The following is a 14,765-nucleotide window of genomic DNA, read 5'->3' as shown; positions in this document are numbered from 1 at the left end:
GGGGGCTCCACCCAATCTAGAAGAAGCGCGGATCGTCGAAGACGCCGGACGCGACCAGGTACACGTAGAAGTCGGCGAGGGCCACACTGATCAACGACGCCCAGGCCAGCGGCATGTGACGGGCGTTCAGTTTTCCGGCCCACTGCCAGAGCCGGTAGCGCACGGGATGCCTGGAGAAGTGCTTCAGCTTTCCGCCGACGATGTGCCGGCAGGAGTGGCAGGACAGCGTGTAGGCCCAGATCAGCGTGATGTTGACGAGGAACACCAGCGTGCCGAGGCCCATGTGCCCCCAGGCGTAGTGCTCGTCGCGGAAGGACAGCACGGTGTCGTAGGTGAGGATGCCGGCGACGACGAGGGCCGCGTAGAAGAAGTACCGGTGGACGTTCTGCAGGATCAGCGGGAAACGGGTCTCGCCGGAGTACTTCTTGTGCGGTTCGGCGACCGCGCAGGCCGGGGGGCTGGCCCAGAAGCCCCGGTAGTAGGCCTTGCGGTAGTAGTAGCAGGTCAGCCGGAAGCCGAGCGGGAAGACCAGGATGATGATCGCGGGGGAGATGCCCCACCAGCTCCCGAAGAGGTCCGCGTTCGGACCGGCGCGCATGGTCCCGCAGCGCTCCGCCAGACAGGGCGAGTAGAACGGCGAGACGTACGGGGCCGCGTAGTAGTCCGCGTCCGCGAAGGCCCGCCAGGTCGAGTACACGACGAACGCCAGCAGTCCGGCCGCGGTGACGGCGGGCGCCAGCCACCAGCGGTCGGTCCGCAGATGCGGGGCGGCGATCGCGGCGCGCGTACCGGCGCGTACACCGCCGCTGTTCAGATGGGGTTCCGTACCAGTGGCCAACTTCGCACTCCGGTCGGGTTCGGGGCGCGCCGGTGTCGGGGGCGCTCAGTGGGTGGGGCCGTGGGGCGAGCCGAGACCCTCGTCGTCGGAGCCGGTCCACAGGGAGCTGTCGTACGGGGTGTCGGGGATCGCCACGAGGTCGGGCCGGGCGGCGCCGGACACGGGACCCGCCGGGCGCGGTGCTCCCGTCGACCCCGCCTGTCCTCCGGGGCCGCCTGGTCCCGCCGGTCCGGGCACGGCGGGCAGTCCGGCGGGGCTGTCGGCCGCCTCGCGCAGCAGGGCGACGCTCTCCCGCAGGTGGTCGGCGTCGGCGCGGACGCGGCGCATCTCCAGGCCGGTGCCCATGTGCTGTTCCAGGCGTCGCACCGACCGCTGCAGATCGTCGAGGCAGCGCTGAACCGATGTCAGGTCGTCGTGCACGGACATGACTTGCCCTCACTTCCGTGGACCTCGCGGCCCCAGGCGGCAACGTTCATGCGCCTGCGAGTGTTGCGCGTCACACGCGCCCGTGTGAAGGCGTATGCACGGATTGAGGGCTCATCCGCCCTCATCCGCCCCCTCCCCGCCCCGGAATCTCGCCCCGCGCGCCGAGCCCTCCGCCCCCACGCCGGTCCGGCACGCCCCGCACGCCCGTCCCGCACGCCGGTCCTGCACGCCCGCCCCCCACGCCCCGCGCGCCGTACCGCGCGCCCCCGTCGCGCCGCCCGCCCCCCGCCCCTCCCGCGCGTCTGGCCCGGGATTGCGCCGCACGGGTGGGGTTCCGTGCCCCTGTCGCCGTGTCGCCCCCGGTGGCCGCCTCCCCTCGCCTTCAGTGGGCGCATAGATCTGATCAGCACGAAATAAGCCCAACCATGATCAGTCCTTCTGATCGGACGTAGTGATCAGAAGCGCTACGTGCCCCAGACAGCGAGAGCGTCCCCCGGAGGTTGCAGTGATGTCCCACGACGGCGTCGGACTGCGCGCGGTGATGCGCTCGGCCGCATTCCTCACCGCGGGCGTGCTCGCGGTACCCGCCCTCTCCGCGTGCAGCGCGGACGACGACGCGGACAGGCCGGCGGCCGTGCAGGACATCGCTCCCGCGTCCCGAGACCAGATCGCCGACGGCGGCACCCTGCGCTGGGCGGTGGACGCGGTCCCGGAGACGCTGAACGCGTTCCAGGCGGACGCGGACGCCGCCACCTCCCGCGTCGCCGGCGCCGTCCTGCCGTCGATGTACCGGATGGACGCCAACGGCCGGCCGCAGATCAACCCCGACTACCTGGAATCGGCCAAGGTCGTCGGCACCGAGCCCAAGCAGGTGGTCCTGTACAAGCTCAACCAGCAGGCCGTGTGGAGCGACGGACGCGAGATCGGCGCCGCCGACTTCGCCGCCCAGTGGCGCGCCCTGTCCGGCAAGGACTCCGCGTACTGGACGGCCCGCAACGCCGGCTACGACCGTATCGAGAAGATCGAGCGCGGCAAGAACGACCTGGAGGTCCGCGTCACCTTCGCGCGGCCCTACGCCGACTGGAAGTCGCTGTTCTCGCCGCTGTACCCGAAGAGCGTCATGGGCACCGCGGACTCCTTCAACGACGGCGCCCGGCGCAAGCTCAAGGTCTCCGCGGGGCCCTTCGCGGTGAAGAAGGTCGACGTCAAGGGCGGTGAGGTCCAGCTCACCCGCAACCCGCGCTGGTGGGGCAGCCCCACCAAGCTCTCCGAGATCGACCTGGTCGCCGTCGCCCGGGACAAGCGGGCCGCCGCCCTCGCCGCCGACAAGCTCGACCTGGCCGAGATCGACCCCGCGGACGCCGACCGCATCAAGGCCGCCCACGGCAACGCCGGGCCCGAGGCGAGCACCTCCGCCTCCGGCACCCCCTCGGCCTCGGCCTCGGCGAGCGGGAAGAACAAGCGGGCCCGGGACGACGGCAAGCGCGAGAGCGAGGAGTCCTCGGACGGCGACGAGAAGGACACCACCGCCAACGGCGCCAAGGCCAAGAAGGCCGCCGACCAGCAGGCCGCGCTGCGCGCCTTCGTGGTCCGCAAGTCCCTCGAACCGGCCTACACGCAGCTCGCCCTCAACGGCTCCGAGGGCCCCCTCGCCGACGAGCGGGTCCGCCGCGCCGTAGCCCGCGCCCTGGACCGCAAGGAACTCGCCAAGGTGGTCCTCCAGCCGCTCGGCCTGCCCGCCGAGCCGGTCGGCAGCCACCTCGCGCTCCTCGGCCAGCAGGCGTACTCCGACAACAGCGGCGCGCTCGGCGGCCAGGACACCGCCGAGGCGCGGGCGCTCCTCGCGGACGCCGGATGGGTGCCCGGCGGCCCGGTCACCGAGCAGAAGAAGACGGAGAAGGCGGCCGGCTCCAAGGGCAAGAAGGCCGACACGGACGACAGGTCCGGCGACGACGGCACGTACATCGTCGGCGAGGACAACAAGCCCGGCGAGGCCGAGCGCGAGCTGCGCAAGGACCCCAAGGACCACACCGGCGCGCACGAGCGGGCCGGCGCCCAGTCGGGCATCCAGGCAGACGAACAGCAGGCCGGCAAGCAGTACGCCAAGCAGGGCGGCGCCCCGGGGGCGTACGCGCCGAAGGGCACGGCCGCTCCCGCGGGCGCCGCGTCGGGCGCGCTCGCCAAGGACGGCAAGGCGCTGACGCTCCGCTTCGTCCTGCCGTCCGGGCAGGGCTCGCAGTCGCTGCGCGCGGTCGCCGACAAGATCGCGCAGATGCTCCAGCGCATCGGCATCCGCACCGACATCACCAAGGTGTCCGACGCGAGCTACTTCAAGGACCACATCGCCTCGGGCCAGTACGACCTGGCGCTGTACTCCTGGCCCGGGTCGGCGTTCCCGGCCACCGACGCCCGTCCGATCTACGCCAAGCCCGTCCCGGCGGCCGACGGCTCGCTGAGCGTGGAGCAGAACTACACCCGCGTCGGCACCGACCAGGTCGACCAGCTGTTCGACCAGGCCTTGTCGACGCTTGACGAGGACGAGGAGCGCTCCCTCGTCCGCAAGGCCGACGCCCGCATCTGGGCCGCGGCCGGTTCCATCCCCCTCTACCAGCGCCCCCAGCTCGCCGCCGCCCGCTCCGGGCTCGTGAACGCCGGGGCCTTCGGTTTCCAGACCCCGGTGTACGAGGACATGGGCTTCCTGAAGAAGGGCGGCCAGCCCGGGCCGAGCGCCTCGAAGAGCGGCTGACCTGCGGGTGAACCGTGCGGGCCCGCCCTGTCGCGGGCCCGTGCGGAACCGCCCCCCGTGGCCCTGCGGAGGTTGCCTCCGCCGGGGCCACGTACCATGGGGTAAGGCCGTGGCGTGTCCAGCCCGGCAGGCCCCGCGACGCGGAGGCCGTCCACTCACTCCGGGAGAAGCGCCTCAATATGGCCACGCGCCACGACATCCGCAACGTCGCCATCGTCGCCCACGTCGACCACGGCAAGACCACCCTGGTCGACGCCATGCTCAAGCAGGCCGGTGCCTTCGCCGCGCACGCCGCCGAGTCGCTCGACGACCGCATGATGGACTCGAACGACCTGGAACGTGAGAAGGGCATCACGATCCTGGCCAAGAACACGGCCGTCAAGTACCACCCGAAGGATGGCGGCGAGGCCATCACGATCAACATCATCGACACCCCCGGCCACGCCGACTTCGGTGGTGAGGTCGAGCGCGGCCTGTCGATGGTGGACGCGGTCGTCCTGCTCGTCGACGCCTCCGAGGGCCCGCTGCCGCAGACCCGCTTCGTGCTGCGCAAGGCGCTGCACGCCAAGCTGCCCGTCATCCTGTGCATCAACAAGACGGACCGCCCGGACTCGCGCATCGACGAGGTCGTGAACGAGGCCTACGACCTCTTCCTCGACCTGGACGCCGACGAGGACCAGATCGAGTTCCCGATCGTCTACGCCTGCGCGCGTGACGGCGTGGCCTCGCTGACCAAGCCGGAGGACGGCACCGTCCCGGCCGACAGCGACAACCTGGAGCCGTTCTTCACGACGATCCTGGAGTCCGTCCCGGCCCCGTCCTACGACGAGTCCGCGCCGCTCCAGGCCCACGTCACCAACCTGGACGCCGACAACTTCCTCGGCCGTATCGCGCTGCTCCGCGTCGAGCAGGGCGAGCTGCGCAAGGGCCAGACCGTCACCTGGATCAAGCGCGACGGCACGATGTCGAACGTCCGCATCACCGAGCTGCTGATGACCGAGGCGCTCACCCGCAAGCCCGCCGAGGTGGCCGGCCCCGGTGACATCTGCGCCGTCGCCGGTATCCCGGACATCATGATCGGCGAGACCCTCGCCGACCCCGAGAACCCGATCGCGCTGCCGCTGATCACGGTCGACGAGCCGGCGATCTCCATGACCATCGGCACCAACACCTCGCCGCTGGTCGGCCGGGGTGGCACGGGCAAGGGCGCGGACGCCAAGGCCGCGGTCAAGGACCGCAAGGTCACCGCCCGCCAGGTCAAGGACCGCCTCGACCGCGAGCTGATCGGCAACGTCTCGCTCCGCGTGCTCGACACCGAGCGCCCGGACGCCTGGGAGGTCCAGGGCCGTGGTGAGCTGGCGCTCGCCATCCTGGTCGAGCAGATGCGCCGCGAGGGCTTCGAGCTGACCATCGGCAAGCCGCAGGTCGTCACCCAGATCATCGACGGCAAGGTCCACGAGCCCGTCGAGCGCATGACGATCGACGTGCCCGAGGAGCACATGGGCGCGGTCACGCAGCTCATGGGCGTCCGCAAGGGCCGGATGGACAACATGTCGAACCACGGCTCCGGCTGGGTCCGCCTGGAGTTCGTCGTCCCGTCCCGCGGCCTCATCGGCTTCCGTACCGAGTTCCTGACCGGCACGCGCGGCACGGGCATCGCCCACTCCATCCACGAGGGCCACGAGCCCTGGTTCGGCCCGCTGACGACCCGTAACAACGGTTCGCTCGTGGCCGACCGGGCCGGCGCCGTCACCGCGTTCGCGATGACGAACCTCCAGGAGCGCGGCGTGCTCTTCGTGGACCCCGGCACCGAGGTGTACGAGGGCATGATCGTCGGCGAGAACTCGCGCTCCGACGACATGGACGTGAACATCACCAAGGAGAAGAAGCTCACGAACATGCGGTCGTCCTCGGCCGACACGTTCGAGGCGATCGTGCCGCCGCGCAAGCTCTCCCTGGAGCAGTCCCTGGAGTTCTGCCGCGACGACGAGTGCGTCGAGGTGACCCCGGAGGCCATTCGCATCCGCAAGGTCGTCCTGGACCAGAAGGAGCGCGGCCGCACCGCGAGCCGCGCCAAGCACGGCTGATCCACGAGCCGTGCGAAGCCCGGCCGATCCACGAGCCGCGCCGACGGCCGATCGCCGTCGTAGCGGTGGCTGATTCCCGCCGTGCCGGCGGCTGATCCACCGGCAACCGAGCCCGGGTGTCCCCAGCATGGGGGCGCCCGGGCTTTTCGCAACCCGTTTTCCGCGCCGCCATGTCCGAAATGCGGAGCCCCACCACCGATACCTATGTAACACGTCCGTTTCGGGGGCTTCTTCGGCAGATCAATTTGTCCAGATTTTGGAAGATGTACGCGGTAGCTGTGATGGAACCGAGACCTAAAGGCTGTGGTCGGTTATCTGGCTCATGTCAGATAGTTAGCCGCGTAACGCTCGGGTCAATGGGTCATGCGCTGCGGGGACAGCGTCGACTCACGAGCACAGTGGGGTGCTTGATCCTCCGTCAGGGGTGTCGGAGGTCGGATGTGCCCCTCCTGTCCGTGCACCGGTTGAGTCATGAGGAGGTACCCATGTGCGGTGTCACCAGCACCATGTGGGTCACAGCGCCCCCCGCGGTCCGCGACGAGGCGGAGCCCCGAACACGGCTTGGTGCCCGCGCGTGCTGACGCGGCGGCCCGGGCCGAGGCCCGGCCCGGTGCGTCGCTGAGCACCACCCGGTTCCCCGCGGTTGGCGGCGGACCCCGATGTGGTTCCAACTACGCGCGTCCGACTGGGATTTCCGGTCGACCGCCGGGTAATTGACGTCTCTTCTCAACCGAACGGCGGCCGGGCACAACAGGTGCCGGCCCCCGGCTCGGCGCAGCCTCCTCCGCTTCCCCGGGGCGGCGGCGTCCGGGTACGGCACACCCACACATGCGGAATGGGCGAATTGTGACGAGTCCTATCGAGACTGAGGACGGCGCTGGACCGGTCGCCGTTGACGACGGGCAGGTGGCGGCCGAGCGACCCGAGGCCGATCAGCTCGTCGGCCGGTCTCCCGGCCAGTTGATGTGGATCCGCTTCAAGCGGGACCGCTCGGGGGTCATCTCCGCCTACGTCGTGGGGTTCTTCTTCCTGGTCGGCATCCTCGCGCCGCTGATCGGCAAGCTGTACGGCAAGAATCCGTACACGGTGTACGCGGACGAGCGGCCCGAGCTGTTCGACAGCGCGGGTGTGCCGGTCCAGCCCAACGGCGGTATCAGCGGCGAGTTCTGGTTCGGCCTGGAGCCGGGCAACGGCTACGACGTCTTCACCAAGCTGATCTACGGCATCCGCACCTCGCTGATGATCTCCGTGGCGGTGACGATCGCGGTCGTGATCACCGGCATCCTGCTGGGCGTCACCGCCGGCTACATCGGCGGCAAGGTCGACTACGGCATCAGCCGGCTCATCGACTTCCTGCTGGCCTTCCCCTCACAGCTCTTCTTCATCGCGAGCATGCCCGTCGTGGTCTCGCTCTTCGTGAGCCCCCGCGACGAGACGCCGACCTACGTCCGCGTCGTGGCGCTGATCGCGGTGCAGTGGGTACTCGGCTGGATGAGCCTCGCCCGCATCCTGCGCGGCACCGCACTCGCCCTGCGCGAGCGGGAGTTCATCGAAGCGGCCAAGGTGAGCGGCGCGCCCCCCTGGCGGATCATCCGCAAGGAGGTGCTGCCCAACGTGGTGACACCGCTGCTGGTGCAGGCCACCTACCTGCTCCCGAACTTCGTGACGATCGAGGCGGGCCTGTCGTTCCTCGGTGTCGGCATCGTCGAACCGACGCCCGACTGGGGACAGATGTTCTCCAAGGCCTCGACCGAACTCGTCCAGCAGAACGACATCACCTACATGTTCTTCCCGGGCGTCTCGATGATCATCTTCGTCGTCGCGTTCAACCTGCTCGGGGATTCGGTCAGGGACGCCTTCGATCCCAAGACGGCTCGCTGACCACAGAGTTGTGGGCGCCTTCGCCCCGATTTCGAACGGCACTTCCACAGCACATCAATGGCAGTTCACTGGTCCGACCAAAGCGACCGACCAGCACCGCAGGTGCACTTGTTCGCACTGGTGATACACAGATGGGTAGGAATCTGAGTGATGAGTAGGGGCGGACGCCACGCATACGCCGCGATCTCCGTGCTCGCGGCCGGAGCTCTCGTGCTCACCGGTTGCAGCAAGGGCGGCAGCGACAGCAAGGACGACAACAAGAAGGACAAGAAGAACGCGCAGCGCCAGCAGGCGTCGATCAAGTTCGGCGACGCGGCCGACTCGACCGGCCCCGCGGCCGAGGTGCCCGGCTCGAAGAGCGGCGGCACGATCGAGGTCCTCCAGCGCGACAGCTACGCGCACCTGGACCCGGCGCAGATCTACGTGTCCGACGAGGGCTCGCTGTCCACGCTGATCCACCGTGGCCTGACCGGCTACAAGGCCACCAGCAACGACGGCTCCAAGCACGAGGTCGTCGGCGACCTCGCCACCGACTCCGGCACCACCACGGACGGCGGCAAGACCTGGAAGTACACCCTCAAGGACGGCATCAAGTTCGAGGACGGCACGCCGATCACGTCCAAGGACGTCCGGCAGACCTTCGAGCGCCTCTTCGCGCCGTTCATCAACCAGGGCCCGTCCTTCATCCAGCAGTGGCTGGCGGACAGCCCGGGCGCGGACTACCGCAAGCTGCTGAAGGACGGCCCGTACAAGGGCAAGCACCTGCCGGACAGCATCCTGCAGACGCCGGACGACAAGACGGTCGTCTTCAAGTTCAAGTCGCCGCACGCCGACCTTCCGTACGCCCTCGCCATGGCGGGCTACGCGATCGTCTCCGCGAAGGGTGACACCAAGGAGAAGTACGACCGGGCGCCCGTCACGACCGGCCCGTACAAGATCCAGTCGTTCAAGTCCGGCAAGTCGATGGTCCTCGTCAAGAACCCCAACTGGGACCCGAAGACCGACCCGATCCGCCACCAGTACGTGGACAAGTTCAACTTCTCCTTCAACCAGCAGTTCGAGGCGTCGACCAAGACGCTGCTGGCCGACGCCGGCGCCGACCAGGCCGGCATCAGCTTCAACAACCAGGTCGACGCGGGCAACCTCTCCAAGGTCCTCGCCGACCCGCAGCTCAAGTCCCGCATCGTGTCCGGCTACCAGCCGTACGTGGGCCAGATGAACATCAACATGAGCCACCCGGCCCTCAAGGACAAGAAGATCCGCGAGGCCATCGCCTACGCCCTGCCGATCACGCCGTTCGTGCGTGCCTTCGGCGGCAACGACGCGATGGAGGTCGCCGGCGGCCTCATCAGCCCGACCGTCAGCGGCTACGACGCCTCCTTCGACCCGTTCGGCAAGAAGAAGAAGCCGGCCGGTGACCCGGAGAAGGCCAAGGCCCTGCTGAAGGAAGCGGGCAAGGTGGGCATGAAGCTGACCTTCGGCTACGTCAACACCCCCGAGGGCCAGCAGTACTCCACCGCCATGGCGGCCGGTCTGAAGAAGGCCGGCTTCGACGTCCAGCGCCAGGAGATCCCGGCCGAGACGTACTACGACCAGGTCAGCAAGCTGGACAACAACTACGACATCTTCCACACCGCGTGGGGTGCCGACTGGCCGTCCGCCTCGACCGTGATCCCGCCGCTGTACGACGGCCGCGGCATCGCCGACGGCGCGCAGAACTACTCGCAGGTCAACGACCCCAAGGTGAACGCGGACATCGACCGCATCAACAAGATCACCGACCCGGTCAAGGCCGCCGCCGAGTGGGAGAAGGTCGACCAGTACCTGGTCAAGGACGTCGTCAACGTCGTCCCGACCGCGTACTACAAGCAGACCCAGATCGCCGGCTCCAAGGTCGGCGGCCTGGTCTACGACGACGTGATCGGTGGCGTCGACCCGCGTCGCCTGTTCGTCAAGTAACCGTCGCCCTGACGGGGCCCGGTGCGCCTGCCGCTCGACGAGCGCGCGCACCGGGCCCCGCCGGGCCCCGCTGACGTCTGAGAGCTGCCCCTGTCATGCTGCGCTTCCTCATTCGCCGCTCACTCGGCGCCGTCGTCATCCTGTTTCTGCTGAGTATCGTCGCGTTCCTGCTGTTCTTCGGGATGCCGAGGGACCCCGGGCTGCTGATGTGCGGCAAGACATGCACGCCTGCCAACCTCGCGAACATCCATCACGTGCTCGGACTCGACAAGTCCATCCCCGAGCAGTACTGGATCTTCCTGCACAACCTCGTGCTGGGCAGCAGCGACTTCGCCCAAGGGCCGTGCTCCGCACCCTGCTTCGGGTACTCGTACCACACCAACGAGCAGGTCTGGGGCACGCTCATGGACCGGCTGCCCACCACCGTCTCACTGACGCTGGGTGCCGCCGTCGTCTTCCTGATCGTCGGTCTGGGCACCGGCATGCTCTCCGCCTGGAAGCGGGGCACGCTGCTCGACAAGACGGTGACGGCCGGGGCGATGGTGCTCAGCTCCATGCAGATCTACTTCCTCGGTCCGCTGGCGCTGGCCGTCCTCGTCTACCAGTCCCACCTGTTCTCCAAGCCGGCCTACAACGACTTCACCGCGAACCCCGTGACCTGGTTCAGCGGACTGCTCATCCCCTGGGTGATCCTCTCCACCATCTTCGCCTCGCAGTACACGCGTATGGCGCGCTCCTCGATGATCGAGCAGCTCCAGGAGGAGCACGTGCGCACCGCCCGCGCGAAGGGCATGTCACGCAAGTACGTCTTCTTCCGCTACGCCTGGCGCGGTTCGCTCATCCCCATCGTCACCATCTTCGGCATCGACCTCGGCTCGCTGCTGGGCGGCGCGATCATCACCGAGTACACGTTCGGCCTGCCCGGCCTCGGCCAACTCGCCGTCCAGGCGGTCTTCTTCAGCGACCTGCCGCTGCTGCTGGGCGTGATGCTCTTCTCCGCCGCCATGATCCTTCTGTTCAACATCATCGTGGATGCCTGCTACGCCTTCATCGACCCGCGCGTGCGGCTGTCCTAGGAGCATTCCGTGACCACTCTGACCAAGGAATCGGGCGCCGGGGCACCGGCGGGCTCGGGCGCCTTCCTCTCGGTGCGCGACCTGCACGTCCGGTTCAAGACCGAGGACGGCGTCGTCAAGGCCGTCGACGGGCTCTCCTTCGACCTCGAACGCGGCAAGACGCTGGGCATCGTGGGCGAGTCGGGCTCCGGCAAGTCGGTGACCAACCTGACCATCCTCGGCCTGCACAACCCGATGTTCACCACCGTCGAGGGCGAGATCCTGCTCGACGGGCAGGAGCTGATCACCGCCCGCGAGCAGGAGTTGGAGAAGGTGCGCGGCAACAAGGCCGCGATGATCTTCCAGGACCCGCTGACCGCCCTGTCCCCGTACTACACGGTGGGCCGGCAGATCGCCGAGCCCTTCATGAAGCACACCGGGGCCTCCAAGAAGGCGGCCTGGGACCGTGCCGTGGAGATGCTCGGCAAGGTCGGCATCCCCAACCCCAAGGAGCGGGCGAAGGACTACCCGCACCAGTTCTCCGGCGGTATGCGCCAGCGCGCGATGATCGCCATGGCGCTGGTCTGCGACCCCGACCTGCTGATCGCCGACGAACCGACCACCGCCCTCGACGTCACCGTCCAGGCGCAGATCCTCGACCTCCTCAAGGACCTCCAGCAGGAGTTCGGCTCGGCGATCATCTTCATCACCCACGACCTCGGCGTGATCGCCGACATGGCCGACGACATCATGGTGATGTACGCGGGCGGGGCGGTGGAGCGCGGCACGGTGGGCGAGGTGCTCCGCTCCCCCCAGCACCCCTACACCTGGGGCCTGTTGAACTCGATGCCACGGCTCGACTCGGACCTCGGCGCGCCGCTGGCGCCCATCCCCGGCGCGCCGCCCTCCCTGCTCAGGCCGCCCTCCGGCTGCCGGTTCCACCCCCGGTGCACCTTCCAGGGCGAGGTCGGGGGCACGCGCTGCGTGGACGAACGTCCGCTGCTGCCGGTGGGCCGGGGCGGCGCCTGCCACCTCACGGCCCAGCAGAAGCAGGCCATTTTCATCGAGCAGATCAAGCCCCGGCTGCGTTAGGGAGAACAGCGTCATGAAGGAAGACGTCGCGAAGGACGTCCCGACGGGTGATGCCACGCTACCCGCTCCGCGCGCGGCCACCGGCGGCGGCACGGACGAACCGCTGCTGGTCGTCGACAAGCTGGTCAAGCACTTCCCGGTCAAGGGCGGCTTCCCGATCCGGCGGACCATCGGTGCCGTACAGGCCGTGGACGGCATCGACCTGACCGTGCACGTGGGGGAGAGCTTCGGACTGGTCGGCGAGTCCGGCTGCGGCAAGTCGACCACCGGCCGGCTGATCACCCGGCTCCTCGAACCCACCAGCGGCAGGATCAGCTACCGGGGCCAGGACATCAGCCACGCCAGCCGCAAGGAACTGGCGCCGGTCCGCTCCGAGATCCAGATGATCTTCCAGGACCCGTACTCGTCGCTGAACCCGCGGCAGACGGTCGGAAAGATCATCTCGGGTCCGATGGAGGTCAACGGGATCAACCCCAAGGGCGGCCGGGAGAAGCGCGTCCGCGAACTGCTGGAGACGGTCGGTCTCAACCCGGAGCACTACAACCGCTTCCCGCACGAGTTCTCCGGCGGCCAGCGCCAGCGCATCGGCGTCGCCCGCGCGCTCGCCCTGGAACCGAAGCTGATCGTCGCCGACGAGCCGGTCTCGGCCCTGGACGTCTCCATCCAGGCGCAGGTCGTCAACCTGCTCCAGCAGGTGCAGCGGGAGATGGGCATCGCGTTCCTGTTCATCGCCCACGACCTCGCGGTGGTACGGCACTTCTCGCAGCGCGTCGCCGTCATGTACCTCGGCAAGGTGATCGAGGTCGGCGACCGGGACTCGATCTACACCCGGCCCAGGCACCCGTACACGCACGCCCTGCTGTCCGCGGTCCCCGAGGTCGAGCTGGACGGGACGGGCGAGGCGCGGCGTGAGCGCATCCGGCTCGCGGGTGACGTGCCATCCCCCATCTCCCCGCCCTCGGGCTGCCGCTTCCGCACCCGCTGCTGGAAGGCGCAGGACAAGTGCGCCCAGGAGGAGCCCCCGCTCGTCCGGTTGGGCGGCAACCACGACGGCCACCTGACCGCCTGCCACTTCCCCGAGGAGCCCTCGGTCGAGGCCCGCGCGGAGGACATCGTCCTCGACCCGGCGCTGGCGGCGCTGGAGAAGGACGCGGAGGGCCGGGCCGAGTAGCCGGCGCCGGTACGACACGAGGGCGGACCTGACCGGACGGCCGGGCCCGCCCTCCTCGCCTTCGGGGCCCGCCCTCCTCGCCTCCGGGCCCCGCCCTCCTCGCGTCCAGGTCAGCCGGCGACGGTGATGATCTCGGGGGCGGTGGCGGACACCGGCCCACGCTCCCAGTCCCCGTACTGCTCCCGTACGACGAACCCGGTCTCCCCGAGTAACCCGCGCAGCGCGTCCGCGCCGAGGAACCTCAGGGTGCTGCGGCTGACCCGGGGCCGCTCCCAGCGGGGATGCTCGAAGGTCTCGCTGAAGGTGACCCGGTCCCCGAGGACGGGCCCCTCGACCCGGTGGCTGACCCGTACGGCGTCCCCGTGCGCGTCCCGTACCTCGCGAGCCCGGTCGGGTGTCCAGGTCCGCCACGCCCGCGCGGCGGGATTGCGCGTCTCGAACACGAACCGGCCCCCGTCCACGAGGGCCCGCCGTACGGCGGTGAGCGCGGCGCGCACCTCCTCGTCGCCGAGCAGCACCTGGAAAGCGTGCCCCGTCATCACCACGAGGTCGAACTCCCGCTCCCAGCACGCCGATCCGAGGTCCCCGAGTACCCACTCGACACCGGCGGCCCGCCGGCGGGCCTGCACCAGCATGGCGGCGGCGGGATCGAGCCCGCACAACCGCCCCGCGTGCCCGGCCTCCCGGGCCCTCGCCAACAGCCGCCCCGTACCGCACCCGACGTCGAGCACGGACCGCGCGGACATCACCAGGTCCAGATAGAAGTCGTCCCCGGCCCCCCAAGGATTGAGCTGGTCGTACAGGGCGGCGAGCGACACGTCACTGAACGAACGATCAGCCATCGCAGCAGTCTCTCAGCCGCCGGGCCACTCCGAAACAGTGATCACCAAGGAATCCGGCGCCCGTTAATCGGTCGACATCGGGCCGGCCGGCCGGGATGCTTCACGCGATGACTTCGACTTCGCAGACACGTACCGATACTCCGGCCGCCTGGGACGAGCGTACTCAGCTCACCACCTTTCTCGACTACGCCCGGGCCACCGCCCTCGCCAAGTGCGAGGACCTCTCCGAGGAGGACGCGCGCAAGGCGCCGCTTCCCGGGTCTCCGCTGATGACCCTGAGCGGAGTGGTCAACCACCTGCGCTGGGTGGAGTACTTCTGGTTCCAGGTCGTCTTCCTCGGCGAGGAGGACGAGGGCCCCTGGACGGACGAGGACCCCGACCGCGAGATGCGGATCGCGGTGGACCTCCCGCTGGCCGAGATCCTCACCGCGTACGAGGAACAGAGCGCGCGCTACCGGGAGTTGGTCGCCGCCCACGACCTGGACGCCAAGGCGCGACGGAAGATCCGCGACGGCCGGCACGCCGACCTGCGCTGGATTCTCCTCCACCTCGTGGAGGAGACCTCCCGCCACAACGGCCACATCGACATCCTCCGCGAACTGGCCGACGGGCGGACGGGGGACTAGGGCGTGTCGTTTGGATCAGGTGGCGCCGGAGTGCGGCGCCTT

General features: G+C 69.2%; 11 protein-coding genes. 8 read left to right on the top strand and 3 right to left on the bottom strand.

The window, feature by feature from the left end; genetic code table 11:
* Positions 1-16 precede the first annotated feature (16 nt).
* Positions 17-838 (bottom strand): hypothetical protein, encoded by an 822-nt coding sequence (locus AB0912_RS05810; protein WP_366696686.1) that lies wholly within the window; start codon positions 836-838, stop codon positions 17-19.
* Positions 839-883: 45 nt separating this feature from the next.
* Positions 884-1,264, bottom strand: a complete 381-nt coding sequence (locus AB0912_RS05805) for a hypothetical protein (RefSeq protein WP_366696685.1) — start codon at positions 1,262-1,264, stop codon at positions 884-886.
* 508 nt (positions 1,265-1,772) lie between these two features.
* On the opposite strand from AB0912_RS05805, the gene AB0912_RS05800 reads away from it, so the two are divergent.
* From AB0912_RS05800 to AB0912_RS05770, 7 genes are all read left to right on the top strand, one after another.
* Entirely contained in the window at positions 1,773-4,010 is a 2,238-nt protein-coding gene (locus tag AB0912_RS05800) for an ABC transporter family substrate-binding protein (protein ID WP_366696684.1), read from the top strand.
* A gap of 179 nt (positions 4,011-4,189) precedes the next feature.
* Positions 4,190-6,097 (top strand): translational GTPase TypA, encoded by a 1,908-nt coding sequence (typA, locus tag AB0912_RS05795; RefSeq protein WP_366696683.1) that lies wholly within the window; start codon positions 4,190-4,192, stop codon positions 6,095-6,097.
* Between the two features lie 828 nt (positions 6,098-6,925).
* Positions 6,926-7,978 carry an ABC transporter permease gene (locus AB0912_RS05790; protein WP_366696682.1) on the top strand — a complete coding sequence of 351 codons (1,053 nt, stop codon included), beginning with the start codon at positions 6,926-6,928 and terminating at the stop codon, positions 7,976-7,978.
* A gap of 150 nt (positions 7,979-8,128) precedes the next feature.
* A complete protein-coding gene (locus AB0912_RS05785) occupies positions 8,129-9,937 on the top strand; it encodes an ABC transporter substrate-binding protein (RefSeq protein WP_366696681.1) in 1,809 nt (602 codons plus the stop codon).
* 95 nt (positions 9,938-10,032) lie between these two features.
* Entirely contained in the window at positions 10,033-11,013 is a 981-nt protein-coding gene (locus AB0912_RS05780; RefSeq protein WP_366696680.1) for an ABC transporter permease, read from the top strand.
* A 9-nt stretch (positions 11,014-11,022) separates the two neighbouring features.
* Complete coding sequence (locus AB0912_RS05775) at positions 11,023-12,084, top strand: ABC transporter ATP-binding protein (protein WP_366696679.1); 1,062 nt, start codon at positions 11,023-11,025, stop codon at positions 12,082-12,084.
* Between the two features lie 13 nt (positions 12,085-12,097).
* Positions 12,098-13,255, top strand: a complete 1,158-nt coding sequence (locus AB0912_RS05770; RefSeq protein WP_366696678.1) for a dipeptide ABC transporter ATP-binding protein — start codon at positions 12,098-12,100, stop codon at positions 13,253-13,255.
* A 110-nt stretch (positions 13,256-13,365) separates the two neighbouring features.
* Here AB0912_RS05770 and AB0912_RS05765 read toward each other — a convergent pair whose 3' ends face one another.
* A complete protein-coding gene (locus AB0912_RS05765; RefSeq protein ID WP_366696677.1) occupies positions 13,366-14,097 on the bottom strand; it encodes a methyltransferase domain-containing protein in 732 nt (243 codons plus the stop codon).
* Between the two features lie 107 nt (positions 14,098-14,204).
* Here AB0912_RS05765 and AB0912_RS05760 point away from each other — a divergent pair, with 107 nt between their 5' ends.
* Positions 14,205-14,723: a DinB family protein gene (locus AB0912_RS05760; RefSeq protein WP_366696676.1), complete on the top strand. Its 519-nt coding sequence runs from the start codon at positions 14,205-14,207 to the stop codon at positions 14,721-14,723.
* The last annotated feature ends 42 nt before the right edge of the window (positions 14,724-14,765 follow it).

Origin of the sequence: Streptomyces sp. NPDC007084, from assembly GCF_040703595.1 — a bacterium.
GTDB lineage: Bacteria > Actinomycetota > Actinomycetes > Streptomycetales > Streptomycetaceae > Streptomyces.
This window is presented reverse-complemented; position numbering and strand designations above follow the sequence as displayed.

What these genes read in the sequence shown, in the direction of transcription:
- AB0912_RS05805 (WP_366696685.1), bottom strand. Translation starts at nt 1,264, where the DNA reads ATGTCCGTGCACGACGACCTGACATCGGTTCAGCGCTGCCTCGACGAT.
- AB0912_RS05800 (WP_366696684.1), top strand. Translation starts at nt 1,773, where the DNA reads ATGTCCCACGACGGCGTCGGACTGCGCGCGGTGATGCGCTCGGCCGCA.
- typA (WP_366696683.1), top strand. Translation starts at nt 4,190, where the DNA reads ATGGCCACGCGCCACGACATCCGCAACGTCGCCATCGTCGCCCACGTC.
- AB0912_RS05790 (WP_366696682.1), top strand. Translation starts at nt 6,926, where the DNA reads ATGCGGAATGGGCGAATTGTGACGAGTCCTATCGAGACTGAGGACGGC.
- AB0912_RS05785 (WP_366696681.1), top strand. Translation starts at nt 8,129, where the DNA reads ATGAGTAGGGGCGGACGCCACGCATACGCCGCGATCTCCGTGCTCGCG.
- AB0912_RS05780 (WP_366696680.1), top strand. Translation starts at nt 10,033, where the DNA reads ATGCTGCGCTTCCTCATTCGCCGCTCACTCGGCGCCGTCGTCATCCTG.
- AB0912_RS05770 (WP_366696678.1), top strand. Translation starts at nt 12,098, where the DNA reads ATGAAGGAAGACGTCGCGAAGGACGTCCCGACGGGTGATGCCACGCTA.
- AB0912_RS05765 (WP_366696677.1), bottom strand. Translation starts at nt 14,097, where the DNA reads ATGGCTGATCGTTCGTTCAGTGACGTGTCGCTCGCCGCCCTGTACGAC.
- AB0912_RS05760 (WP_366696676.1), top strand. Translation starts at nt 14,205, where the DNA reads ATGACTTCGACTTCGCAGACACGTACCGATACTCCGGCCGCCTGGGAC.